The sequence below is a fragment of the Massilia sp. PAMC28688 genome (genome assembly GCF_019443445.1).
Classification (GTDB): domain Bacteria; phylum Pseudomonadota; class Gammaproteobacteria; order Burkholderiales; family Burkholderiaceae_D; genus Telluria_A.
In genome coordinates this window covers 1,142,802-1,163,352 of record NZ_CP080378.1, presented here as the reverse complement: position 1 = coordinate 1,163,352, position 20,551 = coordinate 1,142,802, and the positions used below count along the sequence as shown (strand labels likewise).

Genomic DNA, 20,551 nt, shown 5'->3' with positions numbered 1-20,551 from the left:
CAGTTGAAATGGAATAGCCTGCGCTGCCAGCGCCGCTAATTGCTCTCACGTGTCCGCAGGGACCGAAACGAGCCGCTCTTACCAGTGCGATCACGACGCTGCCGACTGTCGTGGATCGATCCGGCAAAAGAACTGAGGAAAATATATGTATTTATCGGGTGAGGCAATTCACACGCGGAAATATGTGCTGATTTAGGCAACATTGCCGCTGAAACTACCCTAACTGTGTCAATCAGGCACGCTCTTCCTGGTAACGTGGCGCATGCGCATCGCCACACAAGGCGTCATACAAGGGTGTGCTTACCGCCGCAATGCGTTCCAGGCTCTGTTCACGCAGCGCGCCGGTGTCGACAACCGTGTCGGACCCAAGACCGGCCCAGCGCAACAGCGCACTGCAGGCGGACGGGGTGTCGAACATGCCATGCAGATAGCTGCCCAGTATCTGGCCGTCATGCGAAAGTGCGCCCTCGGGACGGCCATCGATCAGGAACGCCGGCACGTCCAGCGCGGTGCCATGCGAGACGCCCATGTGGATTTCATAGCCTGCCACCGTCGCCTCGGCAAAGGCGCACATGCCTTTTACTTGCGCCAGCCGCTTTTCGCGCGTCAGCTCGGTCTCCAGGTCCAGCAGGCCCAGTCCCTGCGAGCTACCCGGCGCCCCTTCCGCGCCATGGGGATCGCGCACTGTGTTGCCCAGCATCTGAAAACCACCGCAAATGCCAATGATCTTGCCGCCGTAGCGCAGGTGGCGCGCAATGAAGTCGCCCCAGCCCTGCTCCAGCAGCCAGGCCAGGTCGCCGCGCGTGTTCTTGCTGCCCGGGAGGATCAGCAGATCGCAGGCCGGCTTGGCTTCCCCCTGGCGCACGAAGCTCAGGTCCACGTCCGGATGCACGCGCAGTGCATCAAAGTCGGTATGGTTGCTCATGCGGGGCACCGACGGCACCACCACCTTGAAGGCGCCGCGCGAGGCCTGCACCGGCTGCACCGCGTCCTCCGCATCGAGGAACAGCCCTTGCAGGTAGGGCAGCACGGCGAGCACCGGCTTGCCGGTCTGGCGCTCAAGCCACGCGTTGCCGGGTTCCAGCAGCGCGATGTCACCGCGAAAGCGATTGATGACAAAGCCGATGATACGATCGCGTTCGCTCTGCGACAGGCAGGCCAAGGTGCCCACGATGTGGGCGAACACGCCGCCGCGGTCGATGTCCGCCACCAGGATCACCGGACAATCCACCGCCTCGGCAAAGCCCATGTTGGCGATATCGCGATCGCGCAGATTGATTTCGGCCGGACTGCCTGCGCCTTCCACGATCACGCATTCGTACTGGCTGCGCAAGCGGCCGTACGATTCCAGCACGGCACCCATCGCAATCGTCTTGTACTGGTGATAGTCGCGCGCATTCATCTCTGCGCGTACTTTTCCGTGAATGACAACCTGGGCGCCCGTGTCGCTGGAAGGCTTGAGCAGTACCGGGTTCATGTCAGTATGTGGGGCCACGCCGGCGGCAATCGCCTGCAGCGCCTGGGCGCGGCCAATCTCGCCGCCATCGGCCGTCACTGCGCTGTTCAACGCCATGTTCTGCGGCTTGAACGGGGCCACGCGCACGCCCCGGTTTTTCAGCAGCCGGCAAAGGGCGGCGACCACCGTGCTTTTGCCGGCGTCGGACGTCGTCCCCTGGACCATCAGCGTGTGGAAAGGGAAGGGCATCATTTGCCCTTCCTGCGCTGGCGCGCCAGCTCGAGCCGATCACATAGTTGGGCAGCGCCCGCAATCATGCGTGGCCCCGAGCGATTGAGCAGGTTGCCATCGAGGCGAAACAGGTTGTCGCGTTTGACGGCAGTCAGGCTGGTGAACTCTTTCCAGATCCCGACGCCGCCGCCCACATCGCTGCGTTCATCGGTACTGACAATGACTTCAGGGTCGGCTTCCAGTACCGACTCGATGCTGACAATGGGCGCGGTTACCTTGAGGCTTGCGTAGATATTTTCGCCGCCGCATATGCCGATCGCGTCGCTGACGATGTGGCCGCCGCTGAGCGTGTAAAGCGGCTTGTCCCATACCTGGTAGAACAGCCGCACCGGCGCGCGCCCGCCGAAGCGCGACTGCAGCGCCGCGAGCTGCTGGCGCAAGCCGGCGGCAGCAGCGTTGGCAACCGGCTCGGTTCCCATCAGCTTGCCCATGCGCGCCACGCTGTCGGCGATCGCCTCGAGCTTTTTCGGCTCGCTGTGGAACATCGGAATGCCCAGGGTGCGTATCTGTTCGATCTGCCGCTCGGAACTGCCGTGCAGCCAGATGACGATCAGGTCCGGCTTGAGCGCAATCACCCGCTCCATGTCGATCAGGCGATTGCTGCCTACGCGCGGCAGCCGCCTGGCCGCTTCCGGATAGTCGCTGTAGTCCACGCCGGCCACGATTTTTTCGCCGCCGCCGGCCGCATACAGCAGCTCCGTCACGTGCGGCGACATGGCAATGACGCGCTGCGCCGGCTTTTGCAACGTCACGGGGCGGCCATCGTCATCAATGACGGTGATGGCGGCGCCCGCGTGCAGGGCGGTGGCGGCGGTCATTGCCGCCAGCAGTATCTTTATCATGTCATCCTTCTCCACTCTCTTAATGCCTGTTCCAGCGCACGCCATGCAGCCTCGTCTGCGGGCAAGCCAATACGGATGCCACGCGCGGCGTGTGCGAACAGCCGAACCCAGATCCCGCGTTTGGCCATGTGCTCCCAGCATGCTTCGGCACGCTCTTCCGGCCACCACTGGAACAGGGCCGTGCCCTGCGAGTGCAGTCCTGCTTCTCTTAGCATCGTCCGCAGGCGCCTGCCTTCCACCTCCAGGCGCCTGGCCGTATCGCGCTGCCAGGCGCTGTCATGCAGGGCCGCCGCGGCAACCTGCTGCGCCGGACCGCTGACGGTCCACGGACCGAGTGCATCGGCCAGCTGCACCAGCAAGGCTTCATGCGCAGCCACGAAGCCCACGCGCACCCCGGCCAGACCGAAGAATTTTCCGATAGAACGCAGCACGATCAGTCCGGGCTCGCTGGCCCACGATGACACGCTCATCCCCGGCTGGGTATCAGCAAACGCTTCGTCGACAATCAGCCAGCCGCCGCGCGCTGCCAGCTGCGCCGACCATTCAAGCAGCTCGGTGCGAGGCACCACGGCCCCGGTCGGATTGTTGGGATTGCATACGACCATGACATCGCAGTTGCCCACCTCCGCCGCCAGGGCGGCATAGGGAACCTGGCGCAGCGTGTGGCCATGCATGCCCCAGTGGTGAGCGTGCTCCGCATACGACGGCGCTGCCACGACCACGCGCGAGGACGGGCGCAACGCGGGCAGCGCCTGGATCGCAGACTGTGTTCCGGCCACGGCCAGCATGCAGGGCGCGCCGTAGTATGCACACGCTGCCGCAACCAGCGCCGGGTCGCTTTCCGGCAGGCGGTGCCAGGCCGCGGCGGCAACTGCGGGAGCCGGGTAGCCATGCGGATTTAGCCCTGTCGACAGGTCGATCCAATCGGCCAGCGGACGCCCGAATCGTTCCGCTGCCTGCCGCAGATTGCCTCCATGTTCAAGCATGCCGTGCTCCCACAAGATACATCGTGAGGCCCGCCGCGCATGCAATGGCCAGCCACAGTAGCGCGGCCGATTGGACCAGCTCCCAGGCGCGTGCGATATCGTGTCCGCCCGCGGCCCGGCCCTTTCCCAGCGGCGGGCGCTGCTCAGTTATGCCGTCGTACACGGCGGCCCCGCCGAGCGCCACGCCCAGGCCACCGGCGCCGCTCGCCATCACGGGGCCGCCATTGGGGCTGGGCCACGCGCGGGCCTGCTCGCGCCAGCAGCGCCACGCTGTGCGCCGGTCATTGGCCAGTAAAACGTAGGAGAGAGCCGTCAACCGGGCCGGGATGAAGTTGAGCGCATCGTCCAGGCGCGCCGCGGCGCGGCCGAAATGCAGGTAGCGGCTGGAACGGTAGCCCCACATCGCATCGAGGGTATTGGCAAGGCGGTACAGCACCGCGCCGGGACCACCTGCAATGACAAACCAGAACAGGGTGCCAAAGACGGCATCGTTCCCGTTTTCCAGCAGGGACTCGGTGCTCGCCTTGGCCAGATCGGCTTCTGTCGCCTGGGATGTGTCGCGGCTGACGATACGGCTGGTGAGGCGGCGTGCCAGCGCCACGTCGCCGCGTGCGAGCGCACAGGCGATTGGCAGGTTGTGGTCACGCAGGCTGCGCAGGCCCAGGCAGACGTAGAGCAGCAGGACATGCAGTGCGGCGCCGGCCATATCGCATGCGGCATAGGCCAGCGCGGTGACGGGCAAGACTGCCAGCATCCAGGCCGCAATCCCGCGCCCGATACGGCCCGCTCCCCGGTTGGCGTGGCGCTCGATACAGGCTGCCACCTTGCCAAATCCGACCAGCGGGTGCCAGCGCGGCGTTTCGCCAAACGCATAGTCAAGCGCAACGCCGCACAGCATGAGCAGCGCCAAATCAGGGATCGTCAGACCGGCGAGCATGATGATGCTTTCAATACCAAAGGCAGACCTGCGGCGACAAAGACCACCTCGCCGCACACAGCGGCAAGCGCCTGATTGAGGCGCCCGGCTTCATCCATGAACATGCGCGTGGCCGCACCCATGGGCACAATGCCCATCCCTACCTCGTTCGACACCAGGATGATATCGCCCTTGGCGCTGGCCAGTGCTGACAGCAATGCCGCCCGCTCGGCGACAAACGAATGTGGCAGCTCAATCTCGCCAACCTCGGGAAACGGCTCGCTCCCCGCAAACAGCACATTGGACAGCCACAGGGTCAGGCAATCGATCAGGATGACGCGGGAAGGCGAAGCATGCGTGGCCAGTGCATCGCCCAGATGCACCGGCTCTTCCACCGTGGCCCAGTGAGCGGGCCGCTGCGCCCGGTGGCGTGCGATGCGGCCGGCCATTTCGCCATCGCAGGCACGCGCGGTGGCGACATAGAGCACCTCGCGGCCCGTGTCGGCCGCGCGGTGCTCCGCATACCCGCTCTTGCCCGAACGAGCGCCGCCAAGAACCAGCGTGAGCGTCACGCTGAACTCCCTGTCAGCAGCGCCGCGACAGCCTGGGGGCAGGAAGGGAAATAGGCGTGAAAGTACGATGCCGTGAGCGAACCCTTTCGATACACGGCTTCGCCCTGCGCGCCGGACGGATGCTTTAATGTATGGGAGGCGGGAAGCTCGGACGTCGCCAGCTGCGAATAGTGAAAGGTGTGCCCGCGCAGGACGCCGTGCAAGGTGTCCAGGCCCTGCGATCCCAGGCCCGCGAGGCGCTCCTGCATGGCCACCTGGCCCGGCAGCAGGCCAGCCATTGGCCACTTGTCGCCATGCTGGTCGACCAGTGAATCGGCAAGCACCATCATGCCCCCGCATTCGGCCAGGATCGGCACGCCCCGGGCGTGCGCAGCGGCCATTGACTGCTTCCAGCTTTGCGCCTGCGACAGGACGGCGCCATGCAGCTCGGGATAGCCACCCGGCAGCCATACGGCGTCGGCGCCCGGTGGCACCGGTTCGTCCGCAAGGGGAGAGAAGAACGTCAACCGCGCCCCCATTGCCGACAATGTCGCCAGGTTGGCGGGATACAGGAAGGCGAAGGCCGCATCGCGCGCGATGGCAACCGTGACGCCCTCGAGCATTGGCGCAACAGGCGACGCGATGTGGGACAGCTCAAAGCTGATCGGCGCCAGCCTGTCCCACGCAGCATCGTCAAACGCGAAGCCGTCCGCCAGCGCGTTGATGCTCGCTTCGATGTCGTCCTGCTCCGCCGGCATGACCAGGCCGAGGTGGCGCTCGGGGAGCGACTTGTCCTGGCGGCCCAGGGTGCCAAACAGCGGGATACCGCGCAGCGAGGCGGCCACCATGGCTGCGTGGCCTGGACTGGCAATGCGGTTTGCAATCACCCCGGCCATGTCAACCGGGCCATAGTCGCGCAGGCCTTGCACCAGCGCGCCCGCCGTCTGCGCCATTGCCGATGCATCGATCACGGCCATTACCGGCACCTTGAATTCGCGCGCCAGGTCCGCCGATGAAGGCGTGCCGTCATACAGGCCCATGACGCCTTCGATCAGGATCACGTCTGCCTCGCGGGCGGCCTGGGCCAGGCGGCTGCGGCATTCTGCCAGTCCCACCATCCACAGGTCGAGCGAGTCCACCGGCGCGCCGCTGGCACGCGCGAGCAGCATCGGGTCGATAAAGTCCGGGCCGCACTTGAATACCCGTACCTGCTGCCCGCGCTGCACCAGCTTGCGCGCCAGCGCCGCCGTCACACTGGTCTTGCCCTGGCCCGATGCCACGGCCGACACAAGCAGCACCCGGGCCGATGCGGTGCCTACCATTCCGTACCCGCCTGCGCGGCAATACCGGCCTTGAACGCGTGCTTGACCACGTTCATTTCCGTGACCGTGTCCGCAATTTCGATCAGTTCATCCGGCGCGCCGCGGCCCGTGATGACCACGTGCTGCATGGGCGGGCGTTCGAGCAGGTCCGCAATGACGGCGTCCACATCCAGGTAGCGGTACTTGAGCGCGATGTTCAGTTCATCGAACAGCACCAGTCCGATCCTAGGATCGCGCAGAAATCCTTTTGCCATGGCCCACGCTTCCTGCGCCTTGGCGATATCGCGTTCGCGGTCCTGGGTCTCCCAGGTGTAGCCTTCGCCCATGGCGTGGAAACTGACTTCCTCGGGAAAGCGCCGCAAAAATTTTTCTTCGCCAGTCGACATGGCGCCTTTGATGAACTGCACCACCGCCACCTTCATGCCGTGGCCCATGGCGCGGACCACCATCCCGAAGCCGCTCGAACTTTTGCCTTTGCCGTTGCCGGTGTTGACAATGATGATGCCAATGTCCTTGTCCGCCGCTGCGATCTTGGCGTCGATGATGGCCTTCTTGCGTTCCATGCGGACGCGGTGCCGCTCGTTGATATCGTTCATTCGTCTTCCTCAGTGGCGATAAACAGCCGGCGCGTGCCGTGGCTGATGACTTCAATCGGGTGGCCCAGGTAGCGGCTCAGGATGGGCGCGGACATGACTTCGTCGGCCGGTCCTGCCAGCCATTCGCCGTCGCCCATCAGGAGTAGGGCGTGGGTGGACGCCTGGTGTGCGTGTCCCAGGTCGTGTCCAATCATGATGGCGGTCTTGCCCTGTTCCCGGCACAGGCGTGTGAGCAGGCGCATTACGCTGACCTGGTGCGCCAGGTCGAGGGCATTGGCCGGTTCGTCCAGCAGCAGCAGCGGCGTATCCTGGGCCAGCATGGCCGCGATGGCCACGCGCTGGCGCTCCCCGCCAGAGAGCGTGCGCACATCGCGCTCGGCCAGGTCCAGCACCTCCATTGAATCGAGCGCCGCGCGCGCCGCGAGATAGTCGTCGCTGCCTTCCCAGTAGCGGTTGGCGTGGTAGGGATGGCGGGCCGACAACACCGTTTCGATGGCGCTGTAGGCAAAGGCATCGCTGCGCGACTGTGCCAGGTAGGCACGCTGGCGCGCCAGGTCGGTGAGCGGCCACTTGTCGATCGGCTTGCCCAGGATGGACACGGTGCCGCCGTCCGGATCGCGCAGGCCGGCCAGGGTGCGCATGAGCGTACTCTTTCCCGCACCGTTACGGCCAATGACGCACCAGCATTCGCCCGGTGCCACGTGCCAGTCCAGGTTGTCGACCAGAGTACGGCTGCCGACAGTGAGTCTCAGGTTGCGGGTATCGATCATTTGCGGTGCAGCCTGTGAAGCTGGTACAGGAATACGGGCGCGCCGATCAGCGCCGTGACCACGCCGACCGGGAGCTGCTGCGGCGCCAGCACGGTGCGTGCCAGGGTATCGGCCAGCACCAGGAAGCTGCCGCCTGCCAGCGTGGCGGCGGGGATCAGCACCCGGTGGTCCGGCCCGCAGGCAAAGCGGCAGGCATGCGGCACGATCAGCCCCACAAAGCCAATGCTGCCCGCGCTCGTGACCGCGCTTGCGGTCAGCAGTCCGGAGCAGAAAAACAGCCCCTTGCGCAGGGCGCCGACATTGATGCCGAGCGTGGAAGCGGCTTCCGCGTGCAGCGCCAGGACATTGAGCGAGCGTGCGCTACGCAGCGCAAAGACGATGCCGGCAAAGAGCACAAGCCACGGGACCCAGCGCAGAGGCGCCCCCGCCAGGTCGCCAATCATCCAGAACACCATGCTGCGCAGGCGGCTCTCCGGCGCAATCGACAGCATCAATGTGACCATGGCCATGCAAAGCGACGACAGGATGACGCCGGTGAGCAGCAGCAGCGAAGTGCCGCCTTCGGCCGCGCCGCCGCCGCGCAGGTCGCGCCGCGCCAGCAGGTACAGCATCATCGACACCGCCACCGCGCCCGCAAAGGCCGCCGCGTCGATCACCCACAGCGCCGCCATGAACAGCAGCGAGGCGAGGGCGCCCACCGATGCGCCAGCCGAGATACCCAGTACATAGGGATCGGCGAGGGGATTACGCAGCAATGCCTGCATCATGACGCCGGCCAGCGCCAGGGCCGCGCCGGTCACAAACGCCACCAGCGCGCGCGACAGGCGCAGTTCCAGCAGGGTTGCGGCCAGCGTCCCGTTACTTCCGCGCGCCAGCTCCCCCAGCGCGGCCGGCATGTCGGCCAGCGGCACCGGCACCGATCCGGTCATGCCGGCCACCACCAGGCTGGCCAGCGACAGGATTGCCAGGGAAGAGATCACCACCGCGGCGCGGTGGCGCATACGACGAAAGAACGGGTGCAAGCGCTACTCCTTAACGGGTGCCGTACCGGAGGCCGGCAAAAACCTGTGATCCGGCGGTAGCATAACCCCTGGCCAGTTCATAGCGCTTGCCGGTGACATTGTTGGCGCGGATGAAGGCACTCCAGTCAGGGGCAAAGCGCCAGCTGGCGTGCACGTTGAGTACACCATAGCCGCCCAGCACCGTGCGATTGGCCAGGTCATCGAAGCGTTTGCCCGAAGCGTGCAGGGAGGCGCCCACCGAGAAAGTGGCTCCCGCATATTCGGCCGACAGGTTGCCATGGCGGCGCGCACGGCGCACCAGCTGCTTGCCGGTGGTGTCATCGCGCGGATTCTGGAAATCGACCGTGCCGCGCAGGTCCACCCGGCCCAGCGTCGCGCGCGCACCCATGGAAAGACCCGAGAGCGTCGCTTCGTTGATGTTATAGGCGCAGCCAAAGGGATGGGTGGCCACTTCGATTGGACAGCGCGGGGCATTGACCAGCAGGTCCGTGAGGCGGTTGCGGTAATAGACTGTCGACGCTTCCACTGCGCCGCCGTTGTACGCCAGGCCTGCCTCCGCATTGCGCCCGGTTTCAGGGCGGTTGCTGGCAATCCCATAGCGCGGGAAGTACAACTCATTGAAGGTCGGCGCACGGAAGCTGCTGCCGATGCTCGCGTTGGCGCGCAGGTGAGGCGTGATGCGGTAGCCGTAGCCCAGGCCGCCCGTGCTCTTCGAACCATACTGGGAGCTGTCGTCCAGTCGCGCGCTGGCGGTGGCAATGTGCGCACCTCGCCTGAGCGAGTACGACACCGCGCCCGAATTGGTGGTGCGTCCGCGCGTGAGGCCCGCCGTGGAGCTGGCCACGACGTCCTCTTCCCGGCGTTCCAGCAACACCTGCAGCAGGTCGCGGCCGAGCGCAATGTCATTCTGGGCACTGTACAGGGTCTGGCGCGTATCGACGCTGCTGATACCGGTGGCAGACGGGTTGGCGAAGGTGCGCGCCTTGTCGTCGGCACGTGCCGCCTGCAGTCGCAGCTGCCACACCGGCGTGAACTGGTGGCGCGTGTACAGCGCCACGTTGTTCAATTCCTGCTCGCTGCGGGCGTCAAAGCTGCCGGCGCCTGCATCATATTGGGCGTCCATGCGGCTTGCCATGAACAGCAGGCCTGCTTCATGGCGCTCATCGAACCTGTAGCCCGCCTGCGCGCTGGCGCTGGTTTTCGCGTAGCCGTCATTATCCGGGTTATACGAGAACTGCCCTGGGACGGTGGCCGAGAATCCTTCCTCCTCATCGTGCGCGGCGGTGACGGCAAAATGCATGCGGCCGGTGCCGCCGTGGATGGACGCGTCCATGGCGCGGTGTTTCTCGCTGCCTGCGCTGATGCCGGCCGCCAGGCGTGGCTCGCCCGCGCCACGGCGGGTGAATACCTGGATCACGCCGCCAATCGCATCGGCACCGTACATGGTGGCGAGGGGGCCGTAGATGATTTCGATACGGTCGATATTGGCCAGGGGCAGGGCGCTCCAGTTGGCAATGCCGGTGGTGGACGATCCGATACGCACGCCATCGACCAGCACCACGGTCTGCTTGGAGTCGCCCCCGCGCAAGAATACGGATGCGTTGGTGCCAGGCCCGCCATTGCGCGCCACTTCGATGCCGCGCTGCTGCTGCAGAAGGTCGATCACGTTGGTGGCGCCCGAGCGGGCAATGTCGTCGGCCGAGAGCAGCACATGGTCGCTCAGCACGTCGGCTGCAGCCTGGGGGACGCGCGACGCGGTGATGACAATGGCATCGATGGGCGCGGAGGCCATGTCGGCCTGGGCAAAGGGGGATACGATGGCTAGCGCGAGCGCGGTCATGGACGCGCGGGGTGATACAGGAAAGGTCATGGCAAATCTTCAGTAAGTAAGCAACCGGCCGACTTCCCCGTGGGCCAGATTGAACAGAAATGCGCTCTGAAGACAAGACAACGGCGCGACCGGCACGAAGACACGGCCAGGCTGCGTTGCGAACATCCCCGTGCGCACACTTCCACCTGTCCTGGCCGGTATCCGGGCTGGCAAGTGGTCCGGCCTCGCCTTCCCATGCGAATGCACAGTGGCTGTGTGAGGCGGATCGTCGTCGACTGCACGACACTTGCTTACCGTTGCGGGGGCAGCACACGTTGGCCATGACTGGCGTCGTGTTTCCCGTTTAACTGCGCACGTGGACACGTACGCGGGCACCAAAACGTATCAATTATACACCGGGCAGCACGACGATCTCGCCGTAGGCGATGGCATGGGGCGTGGCCGCTGCATGAAGCGCCATCGCTTGCGGGTCCAGGCCGCGATGGCGGGCGGCCAGCAGGCGGATGCTGCCGGCATGGCAGATGACGGTGCCGCGTTCGATTCGCTGCAGCACCAGCGCGTCATGGAAGTGCGCGATCCGCTGCGCCATCTGCAGCACGCTTTCCCCGCCGCCGGGGCGGTAGTGCACCACATCGGCGGCCCAGGCATCGACTTCGTCGCGGGCGATGTTGTCCCAGGGGCGCATCTCCCAGCTGCCAAAATCAATCTCCGACAGGCGCGCGTCAACGATTGCCTGGCCGCTCAGGGAGTGTGCAAGCATGGCGCAGCGCTGCAGGGGACTGGTGAACAGCGGCGCCACCGGCAGCAGGGGACGAAGCCGTGCCACTGCGGCCGCCGTATCCTCCGGCGCGACGGCGACGTCGGTGCGGCCGTAGCACATGCCCGGTGCGGCCAGCGGTGCCGGGTGGCGGACCAGGTGCAGTTCCAATTCAGTCAGCCAGGCTGGCAGCGATGCACAGGTAAATCGCCACTTCGCTCACCTGCTGCACGGCGCCCAGGCAGTCGCCCGTGTAGCCGCCAATGCGGCGCACGCACTTGATGCCCAGCCATGCGGCTACGACGGCTGCCGCCGCCACGCATGCGGCGAGGGTAGCCCACGCAAGGTAGCCCAGGGTGCCGGCGGCGATCAGGGGCAGCATGGCGCACGCCAGCGCTATGGAAAATTCGGCGCTGCTCATCTCCTGCGCCAGCGGTTTGGCCTTGCCGTCATCGCGCGCATACTGCAGGCGCCAGATCAGGCTTGCCGCGGCCAGGCGCGAGAGCGGGTGGGCCACCAGCAGGGCGGCCACCGCTGCCGCTACAGGCAGGTGCGCCAGCAGCGTGCATTTGAGCGCGATCAGCAGGCCAGCGCCGACGGCGCCGTAGGTGCCGATGCGCGAGTCCTTCATGATCTCCAAGACGCGCTCGCGCGTCAGCCCACCGCCAAAGCCGTCACACATGTCGGCAAAGCCATCCTCGTGAAAGGCACCGGTCAGGTAGATCGAGGCGGCGCTGGACAGCAGCACGGCCACCGGCGCCGGCCACAGCTGCGATGCAGCCAGGTACACGGTAGCTGCCACAGCTCCCACGACCAGCCCCACCAGCGGAAAATAGCGCGACGCGTGGTGCAGCCAGGCCTGCTCGAATCCCACCCAGCGTGGAATCGGTATGCGCGTAAAAAACTGCAGGGCAATGAAGAACAGGCGCAGCTGGTGCATGCTTATTCCGATTTTCCGCTGACCTGGGCCGACTCGAAGGTGGCCATTTCGCGCATGAAGTTGACCGCTGCCCGCAGCAGCGGCACGGCCAGCGCGCAGCCGGTGCCTTCGCCCAGGCGCAGGCCAAGATTGAGCAAGGGCTTCGCTTCCAGTTCGGCCAGCATGCGGCGGTGCCCGTGTTCATCCGAGCAGTGCGAGAACACGCAATAGTCCAGGATCGCCGGCTGCAGCCTGGCTGCCACCAGCAGGGCGCTGGTGACGATAAAACCGTCGATGAGCACAATCTTGCGCTGCGCGGCCGCGCCCAGCATGGCGCCGGCCATCATGGCGATTTCAAAGCCACCAAAGGTGGCCAGGATATCCAGTGCTTCGGTCACGCCTGCGTGACGTGCGGCAGCCGCCTCGATCACGCGCTGCTTGTGCAGCACGCCCTCGCGCGACAAGCCGGTACCGGCACCCACGCAGTCAGCCACCGGCACGCCTGTCAGCTTGTGCATCAGCGCTGCGGCGGCAGTGGTATTACCAATGCCCATTTCGCCAAATCCCAGCACATTGCCGGGTACCGCTTGCGCCAGCTCCGCGCCGCGCGCCAGGGCTGTGGCGCATTCGGAGGCCGTCATGGCGGCACCGTTGGCGAAGTTGGCCGTGCCCTTGCCGACCTTGCGGTCGCCCAGGCCGGCGCGCGGTCCGAAATCATGATTGACGCCGGCGTCCACCACCTGGAGCGCGCAGCCGCTCTGGCGCGCAAAGACGTTGATGGCCGCGCCCCCTGCCAGGAAGTTCTCCACCATTTGCCAGGTCACGCTCTGGGGGAACGCGGAGATGCCTTCTTCGGTCACGCCGTGGTCGGCGGCGAACACGATGATTGCCGGTGAATCAATACGCACGTCGACCGTCTGCTGGATCAGGCCAATCTGGTGCGCCAGCGTTTCCAGGGTCCCCAAGCTGCCGGGCGGCTTGGTCTTGACGTCAATGGCGTGCTGCAGTTTGCCGGACAGGTCCGGGTTGGCGATCGGCGCGATGTCAGGAAATATCATGATCTAGTGTTTTGGTTGCAATGTTTTCGCGCGCTAAGATAGCACAGGGCCTGCCACGATTGGCCGTGTATCGCCACGCAGGGGCAAAGTGCGGCACAATTGGACCTTCAATATTGTCGTTTCATACAAGAACAGGAAAAACATGAACGAACAGGTGGCAAGGGACGTGGTGCTGGTCCGGGCGATTGAAACCATGGACTCCAAATGCGAGGTGCTCAGCGAGGATGACCGCATGTACGCCAGCCGCAGTGCGCGCGAGCTGGCGCAGTGGCAGGCGGCCGAAAACAAGTCGGAGGTCACGTCGGAACACTTCCTGCAGCAGCGCTCCGAACAGATCCTCAAGCGGCTGCGCGAACGCACGCCGGCCCTGTCCACCTTCCTGGCGCGCCGCAGCGGCCTGCATGGTCTGTCGCTGGCGCTGCCGTTCGTGGCCTTGCTGCTGGGTGCCGGGCTTGACCGCATCAGCGATCCGCACCGGGTCGACCTCCTGTCCGCGCCGCTATTGGCCATCATCGGCTGGAATCTGCTGGTGTATGTCATTTTGCTGATCTGGATGTTCGTGCCATCGCGCTCCACGGGCTGGAGCCGCCGGGTGACGTCGCGCGGCGCTTCGCTGCCACGCAAGCTGCCGCATGCGCTGTCATCGGGTCTGGCCGAATTCACCGCGCAATGGACCGCACTCAGTGCCCCGCTTAATCGTGCGCGCATGGCCCGTGCCATGCACCTGGCGGCCGCCTTTTTTGCGCTGGGCGCCATGCTGTCGCTGTACGCGCGTGGCTTCTTGTCGGAGTACCGCGCAGGGTGGGAAAGCACGTTTCTGGACGCCGGCCAGGTACACCAGATCCTGTCGGTCATGTTTGCACCGGCCCTGGCGCTGTTCCCGCTCGAAGGCTTCACGCTCGATGAGATCGAGGCGCTGCGCTTCTCCCAGGCGCAGTCGCCGTCGGGTGGCGCGCGCTGGGTGCACTTGTACGGCGCCACGCTGTTCCTGCTGGTGGTGCTGCCGCGGCTGGTGCTGGCGGCCGTGGCCCACTGGAAGGCGCGCCGCCTCGCTTCGCACTTCCCGCTGGACCTGGAGCAGCCGTATTTCCGCAAGCTGGGCGGCCAGGCTGGCGTCAGCGTGCCGGCCGTGCTGCGCGTGCTGCCCTACAGCTTCACCGTGGACGAGGCGCGCGACCGCGGCCTTTCCGAGGTGGCCACCATGCTGCTTGGCGAGCAGGCGCGCGTGATGCTGCGGCCACCTTCGCCCTATGGCGAGGAAGCGATTGAATCGCTCAAGGAAGTGCGGCTGGACGATCCTGACATTGCCGTTACCGCCGTGCTGTTCAATCTTGCGGCCACGCCGGAAAAGGAAAATCACGGCGCTTTCCTCGATCATCTGGTGCGCACCAGCCGGCGCGGTGTGGCGGCCTTGCTCGATGAATCGTCGCTGGCCGAACGCAGCGAGCCGGAACGGCTGGCCGAGCGCGTGGCCCACTGGCAGCAGTTCTGCCAGTATCACAAGGTACCGGTCACCGTTGTCAATCTTATTCACCCGCAGCAGCGTCCCGTGGACCAGTTGCCCGTATCGAAGGCGCCATGAACGACAATCCCGTCACCATTCAGTTTGCGCTGATCTCGCATACCAATAACGGCAAGACCACGCTGGCCCGCACGCTGGTGGGCATGGATGTGGGCGAGGTGCGCGACGCCGCCCACGTGACGGTGCTGGCCGAGTCGCACACACTGCTGCGCACGGAGCAGGGCGATGTGCTGGAACTGTGGGACACCCCGGGCTTTGGCGACTCGGTGCGGCTGTTGCGGCGCCTGGCCATGGCCGGCAACCCGATCGGCTGGTTCCTGCGCGAGGTCTTTGACCGCTATCGCGACAAGCCGTTCTGGCTCAGCCAGCAAGCCCTGCGCACGGCCAAGGAATCGGCCGATGTGGTGCTGTACCTGGTCAATTCGTCGGAGTCGCCGCGCGATGCCGGCTACCTGCCGGCGGAAATGAAGATCCTGGAGTGGCTCGGTAAGCCGGTCGTGGTCCTGCTCAATCAGCTGGGGCGACCGCGCCCGGCGGCCGAGGAACAAGCGGAGCAGGCGCGCTGGCAGGAGCACCTGGACCAGTATGGCATCGTGCGCAGCGTGCTGGCCATGGATGCGTTTGCCCGCTGCTGGGTGCATGAACGGGTGTTTTACGAAGCGATCGGCAAGCTGCTCGAGCCTGACAGCCAGGCCGGCTACGCACGGCTGCTGGCAGTATGGCAGGCCAATAACCAGCAGCGCTTCGCCGAGTCGATGCAGGCCAGCGCCGAGCTGCTGGCGGCAGCAGCGGGCGACAGGCAGTCGGTGGCAGCTGGCGCTGATCCAACGTTCCTGCAATCGGCCATGAAGGCGGTGGGCCTGTCCGGCGCCTCGCAGCAAAAGGTCAACGAGAAGGCGATGGCGGAGCTGGTGGAGCGTCTTAACGTGCAGATTGGCGAGACCACGCGGCGCATTCTCAAGTTGTACCAGCTCGACCCGGGTGACGCACCCAAGATCAATGCTCGGCTGCGTGACAATTTCAAGGTCAATGCGCCGGTCAACAAGGCACAGGCGGGATTGCTCGGTGCAATCGTGTCCGGTGCGGCCACGGGCCTGTCGGCCGACCTGGCGGCAGGAGGATTGACCTTCGGCGCCGGCGCTCTCCTTGGCGGCATCGTGGGTGCGCTGACGATGGCCGGTGCCGCATGGGGCTTCAATACCCGGACCGAGCGCAATCAGACCACCGTCGCCTTTGCCGACGAGTTCCTGCAGACGCTGCTGGTGGCCACCGTGCTGCGCTACCTGGCGGTGGCGCATTTCGGGCGCGGACGCGGCAACTTCGTGGAAGGGGAGGCCCCGGCTTTCTGGCAGACGGAAGTCGAAGCTGCGGTGGCGCTGCATGGTGCTGGACTGCCTGCCCTGTGGCAGCAGCTGCGCCAGGGGGATGACAAGGCAGTCTTCCAGCTCGAAGATGTGCTTACCCGGGTAACCAGCCTCACGCTGGCGAAGCTGTACCCGGGCGTGCTGCTGTAGATGCTAGAAGGTGTACTGCGCGCTGAAGCCGGCGAGCCAGTTGCGGCCGGGCGCCGCTTCGTAATAGCGCCGGTTACCATCTCCCACGATGAGTGAGCCGACATACTGCTTGCCGGTGAGGTTGTTCAGGCGTACGAACTGCTTCAGGCGCCAGCGGCCCATGTTCTGCCTGGCCTGCACCCGCGCATTCAAGACCGCGTATCCCGGCGCCGGGGTGTCGTCATTGGCGTCGTCAACGTAGATTTTGCTGCTGGCGACAGTCTCGATGGCAGCGCCCAGCGTGTCACTGGTGTTGTTCCATGCCAGTTCGCCGAACAGGTTCGCTTTCGGTACACCGGGCAAGCGATTGTCTTTGACTACGTCGGCAAAGGGCGCGTCGAACACGGCGCGCATGACCGTCATGGCAAGGCGCGCGCTGACACCCTTGGCCAGGTTGCTGTCGAGTGAAAGCTCTGCCCCCTGGCGCAGCGTCTTGCTGGCATTGCGATAGCTGGTGCGGCCGCCGCCGGAGATGTCGACCACCAGTTCGTCGCTCGTCCTGACCTGAAACAGGGCGGCGTTGACGCGGCTGCGCTCTCCCACATACGCTTTGATACCCGCTTCAAGGTGTGCACTCTTCGCCGGCCGCAGGCCGAAATTGAAGCCCGCGCCGGCGCCGGAATAGAATAGTTCGTTCAAGGTGGGCGCTTCAAAGCCGCGCGCCGCGCTGGCGTAGACGTTCAGCGTGGGGGTGAGCTTGTAAAGGATTCCCAGCAGAGGCGTCGTGTGGCGGAAGTTCACTTCGCCGCTGTCGTCGCCGTTGGCCAGGTAATGGTCGGCCACACCGACCGACATGCGGCTGTGACGCAGGCCCGCCGTCAGGACCCAGGAACCGCCTTGCCATTCGGCCTGCAAATAGGGATCGAGACTCCTTACCGTATTAGCCTCGTCGCGCCGCAGGCGGCCGAGGAGGCCCAGTTGGGCGCCGACGAAGTTTTCGTAACCCTGCCGGTCGTCGTGCGAGTATCCATAATCGATGCCGATGGTAGTACTGAGCGTTCCGCCGGCGAGCGGCACCTTGCGCAGCCAGTTCAGGTCCGCGCCATGGAAGTCGCGGTCAAAGTCGATGACGCCGCCGGACTGGGTGGCCGCTGTCTGCACGAAGCGCGGGATCGACAGGTACTGGATTACCTGCCGGTTGCCGCCGTAGATCATGTAGCGCAGTCGATCATCGCCAAAGTGCTGGTCGAACGAAACGCCGGCCTGTTTGTGATTGATGCTCTTGCGCGTGTTGTAACGTTCGGCCAGCGTGCGCTTTGGTGTGGCCGTGTCGTTGGCGTCGGTCTCGCCGGCGCGTCGGTCGCGCTGGTACGTGGCCCATGTGACGCCCAACGGATCCTGGGTGTCGTCCTGCACCAGGGCGCTGGCGGTAACGGTCATGCGGCTGGTTGGCGACGGCTTTACCGTGATCTTTGCGAATGACTGGTCGCGTGTTGCGGCGCTGTGATCGCGGTAGCCGTCGGTCTGAAAGCGCGAGGTGTCGATGACGTAGCCGACACCTTCGGATTCTCCCTGCGCCAGGATGTCCGCCTTGCGCGTGCCATAACTGCCGCCGGACACCGTGGTGTCCACGCTGGGACGGCCCTTGCCGTCGCGTGTGAACAACACGACCGTGCCCCCGGCGTGATTGCCATACATGGCGGAGAACGGGCCGCGCAGCACTTCGATGCGCTCTGCCGCATCCAGATTGAAAGTGGCTGCCTGCCCTTGGCCATCGGGCATGGATGCCGGGATGCCATCTGCGACCAGTCGCACGCCGCGCACGCCAAAGGCGGAGCGGGCACCGAAGCCGCGTGATGAAATCTGCAGGTCCTGGGCGTAGTTCTGACGGTTTTGTGCAACCAGTCCAGGGACTGCCGCCAGGGCTTCTGAGGCATTCACCCGCATCTGGGCAGCGTTGATGCGGGCGGCGTCAACCACGTCGATAGCGGCGGGCAGATCGAAGCTGCTGTGTTCGATGCGGCTGCCAGTGATCACGACCACATCAACAGGCTGCGACTGCGCCGCAATAAAGGGTGTGCCAGCTGATGTGACCATCGCAGCGATAACGTTGCGCCGTAGCGAATGCTTCATTGGATCTCCGGATATAGAAATGTCATGCCTGCCGCAATATAACTGGCCTCGGGAAATCGCGTTGTTTATGGCTAATAAGTAGCGTGCGGGAAATTTATTCCCGTTCACAAAAAGGGCTTGCCAACGCTGATGCGGCTTTGCTATAGTTCGCCTCCCCGAACGAAACGTTAACGAAATCAAGTAGTTAGCAAGCTGTCAGGGAGTGTCGAAAACGACGCTGTAGTAAAAAAGGGAGTTGACGAGAATCGCGAAACGCTGCATAATCTCACCTCTCTGCTGCAACGAACACAACGCTTCGTAGCCTGCAGCAAGGCAGTACCGAATAAGTTCTTTAAAAATTAACAGTCGATAAGTGTGGGCGTTTGATGAAGGTGCCAACAGAGCGCAAGCGATGTTGAATACTTAAATTATCAAATGTTCACAAGAAAGAAATATAGGCGCTACGAAAGTAGTGGCCTGTCAGTATTTTGAGTGAGCGAATTCGGACCAATGGGACGAATTCGGGCAGAAATGCCCGACAAACAGAGATTGAACTGAAGAGTTTGATCCTGGCTCAGATTGAACGCTGGCGGCATGCCTTACACATGCAAGTCGAACGGCAGCGCGGGGCAACCTGGCGGCGAGTGGCGAACGGGTGAGTAATATATCGGAACGTACCCTGGAGTGGGGGATAACGTAGCGAAAGTTACGCTAATACCGCATACGATCTAAGGATGAAAGTGGGGGATCGCAAGACCTCATGCTCCTGGAGCGGCCGATATCTGATTAGCTAGTTGGTGGGGTAAAGGCCTACCAAGGCATCGATCAGTAGCTGGTCTGAGAGGACGACCAGCCACACTGGAACTGAGACACGGTCCAGACTCCTACGGGAGGCAGCAGTGGGGAATTTTGGACAATGGGCGCAAGCCTGATCCAGCAATGCCGCGTGAGTGAAGAAGGCCTTCGGGTTGTAAAGCTCTTTTGTCAGGGAAGAAACGGTGAGGGCTAATATCTCTTGCTAATGACGGTACCTGAAGAATAAGCACCGGCTAACTACGTGCCAGCAGCCGCGGTAATACGTAGGGTGCAAGCGTTAATCGGAATTACTGGGCGTAAAGCGTGCGCAGGCGGTTTTGTAAGTCTGTCGTGAAATCCCCGGGCTCAACCTGGGAATTGCGATGGAGACTGCAAGGCTAGAATCTGGCAGAGGGGGGTAGAATTCCACGTGTAGCAGTGAAATGCGTAGAGATGTGGAGGAACACCGATGGCGAAGGCAGCCCCCTGGGTCAAGATTGACGCTCATGCACGAAAGCGTGGGGAGCAAACAGGATTAGATACCCTGGTAGTCCACGCCCTAAACGATGTCTACTAGTTGTCGGGTTTTAATTAACTTGGTAACGCAGCTAACGCGTGAAGTAGACCGCCTGGGGAGTACGGTCGCAAGATTAAAACTCAAAGGAATTGACGGGGACCCGCACAAGCGGTGGATGATGTGGATTAATTCGATGCAACGCGAAAAACCTTACCTACCCTTGACATGTACGGAAGCCTTGAGAGATCGAGGTGTGCTCGAAAGAGAGCCGTAACACAGGTGCTGCATGGCTGTCGTCAGCTCGTGTCGTGAGATGTTGGGTTAAGTCCCGCAACGAGCGCAACCCTTGTCATTAGTTGCTACGAAAGAGCACTCTAATGAGACTGCCGGTGACAAACCGGAGGAAGGTGGGGATGACGTCAAGTCCTCATGGCCCTTATGGGTAGGGCTTCACACGTCATACAATGGTACATACAGAGGGCCGCCAACCCGCGAGGGGGAGCTAATCCCAGAAAGTGTATCGTAGTCCGGATTGTAGTCTGCAACTCGACTACATGAAGTTGGAATCGCTAGTAATCGCGGATCAGCATGTCGCGGTGAATACGTTCCCGGGTCTTGTACACACCGCCCGTCACACCATGGGAGCGGGTTTTACCAGAAGTAGGTAGCTTAACCGTAAGGAGGGCGCTTACCACGGTAGGATTCGTGACTGGGGTGAAGTCGTAACAAGGTAGCCGTATCGGAAGGTGCGGCTGGATCACCTCCTTTCTAGAGTTGCACCTGGTTATAGAACCA

The 20,551-nt window shown here is 64.0% G+C and carries 16 protein-coding genes, 1 rRNA gene and 1 riboswitch; of the genes, 3 read left to right on the top strand and 14 right to left on the bottom strand.

Annotation, left to right across the window (positions count from 1 at the left end; all coding sequences use genetic code 11):
* Nucleotides 1–232 precede the first annotated feature (232 nt).
* The 13 genes from KY495_RS05140 to cobT form a co-directional block, all read right to left on the bottom strand.
* Nucleotides 233–1,705, bottom strand: a complete 1,473-nt coding sequence (locus KY495_RS05140; protein WP_219884098.1) for a cobyric acid synthase — start codon at nt 1,703–1,705, stop codon at nt 233–235.
* Complete coding sequence (locus tag KY495_RS05135; RefSeq protein WP_219882672.1) at nt 1,705–2,589, bottom strand: cobalamin-binding protein; 885 nt, start codon at nt 2,587–2,589, stop codon at nt 1,705–1,707. Before KY495_RS05135 ends, KY495_RS05140 begins: the two co-directional genes overlap by 1 nt.
* Complete coding sequence (gene cobD, locus KY495_RS05130) at nt 2,586–3,575, bottom strand: threonine-phosphate decarboxylase CobD (protein ID WP_219882671.1); 990 nt, start codon at nt 3,573–3,575, stop codon at nt 2,586–2,588. The genes KY495_RS05135 and cobD overlap by 4 nt, the downstream gene beginning before the upstream one ends.
* Nucleotides 3,568–4,512: an adenosylcobinamide-phosphate synthase CbiB gene (gene cbiB, locus KY495_RS05125; RefSeq protein ID WP_219882670.1), complete on the bottom strand. Its 945-nt coding sequence runs from the start codon at nt 4,510–4,512 to the stop codon at nt 3,568–3,570. The genes cobD and cbiB overlap by 8 nt, the downstream gene beginning before the upstream one ends.
* Nucleotides 4,497–5,063, bottom strand: a complete 567-nt coding sequence (cobU, locus tag KY495_RS05120; RefSeq protein ID WP_219882669.1) for a bifunctional adenosylcobinamide kinase/adenosylcobinamide-phosphate guanylyltransferase — start codon at nt 5,061–5,063, stop codon at nt 4,497–4,499. The genes cbiB and cobU overlap by 16 nt, the downstream gene beginning before the upstream one ends.
* Nucleotides 5,060–6,364, bottom strand: coding sequence for a cobyrinate a,c-diamide synthase (locus KY495_RS05115; RefSeq protein ID WP_219882668.1), 1,305 nt, complete (start codon nt 6,362–6,364; stop codon nt 5,060–5,062). Before KY495_RS05115 ends, cobU begins: the two co-directional genes overlap by 4 nt.
* Nucleotides 6,358–6,960 (bottom strand): cob(I)yrinic acid a,c-diamide adenosyltransferase, encoded by a 603-nt coding sequence (gene cobO / locus KY495_RS05110; protein ID WP_219882667.1) that lies wholly within the window; start codon nt 6,958–6,960, stop codon nt 6,358–6,360. The genes KY495_RS05115 and cobO overlap by 7 nt, the downstream gene beginning before the upstream one ends.
* Nucleotides 6,957–7,730 (bottom strand): ABC transporter ATP-binding protein, encoded by a 774-nt coding sequence (locus tag KY495_RS05105; protein ID WP_219882666.1) that lies wholly within the window; start codon nt 7,728–7,730, stop codon nt 6,957–6,959. Before KY495_RS05105 ends, cobO begins: the two co-directional genes overlap by 4 nt.
* The gene (locus KY495_RS05100; protein WP_219882665.1) at nt 7,727–8,752 is read right to left on the bottom strand and encodes an iron ABC transporter permease; all 1,026 of its coding nucleotides are present in this window, start codon (nt 8,750–8,752) and stop codon (nt 7,727–7,729) included. Before KY495_RS05100 ends, KY495_RS05105 begins: the two co-directional genes overlap by 4 nt.
* Nucleotides 8,753–8,762: 10 nt before the next feature.
* Entirely contained in the window at nt 8,763–10,622 is a 1,860-nt protein-coding gene (locus tag KY495_RS05095) for a TonB-dependent siderophore receptor (protein WP_219882664.1), read from the bottom strand.
* Between the two features lie 135 nt (nt 10,623–10,757).
* A riboswitch (cobalamin riboswitch) is annotated at nt 10,758–10,977 on the bottom strand.
* Nucleotides 10,972–11,511 (bottom strand): histidine phosphatase family protein, encoded by a 540-nt coding sequence (locus tag KY495_RS05090; RefSeq protein WP_219882663.1) that lies wholly within the window; start codon nt 11,509–11,511, stop codon nt 10,972–10,974. (Overlaps the previous riboswitch by 6 nt.)
* A 1-nt stretch (nt 11,512) precedes the next feature.
* On the bottom strand, nt 11,513–12,280 hold the full coding sequence (locus tag KY495_RS05085) for an adenosylcobinamide-GDP ribazoletransferase (protein WP_219882662.1): 768 nt from the start codon (nt 12,278–12,280) through the stop codon (nt 11,513–11,515).
* A 2-nt stretch (nt 12,281–12,282) separates the two neighbouring features.
* The gene (gene cobT / locus KY495_RS05080) at nt 12,283–13,317 is read right to left on the bottom strand and encodes a nicotinate-nucleotide--dimethylbenzimidazole phosphoribosyltransferase (protein WP_219882661.1); all 1,035 of its coding nucleotides are present in this window, start codon (nt 13,315–13,317) and stop codon (nt 12,283–12,285) included.
* Nucleotides 13,318–13,459: 142 nt separating this feature from the next.
* On the opposite strand from cobT, the gene KY495_RS05075 reads away from it, so the two are divergent.
* Nucleotides 13,460–14,899, top strand: coding sequence for a DUF2868 domain-containing protein (locus KY495_RS05075; RefSeq protein ID WP_219882660.1), 1,440 nt, complete (start codon nt 13,460–13,462; stop codon nt 14,897–14,899).
* Nucleotides 14,896–16,353 (top strand): DUF3482 domain-containing protein, encoded by a 1,458-nt coding sequence (locus KY495_RS05070; protein ID WP_219882659.1) that lies wholly within the window; start codon nt 14,896–14,898, stop codon nt 16,351–16,353. The genes KY495_RS05075 and KY495_RS05070 overlap by 4 nt, the downstream gene beginning before the upstream one ends.
* A 3-nt stretch (nt 16,354–16,356) precedes the next feature.
* Here KY495_RS05070 and KY495_RS05065 read toward each other — a convergent pair whose 3' ends face one another.
* Entirely contained in the window at nt 16,357–18,465 is a 2,109-nt protein-coding gene (locus KY495_RS05065) for a TonB-dependent receptor (protein WP_219882658.1), read from the bottom strand.
* Nucleotides 18,466–18,995: 530 nt separating this feature from the next.
* Between KY495_RS05065 and KY495_RS05060 the strand changes: the two genes are divergently transcribed.
* Nucleotides 18,996–20,524 (top strand): 16S ribosomal RNA (locus KY495_RS05060).
* Nucleotides 20,525–20,551: the final 27 nt, after the last annotated feature.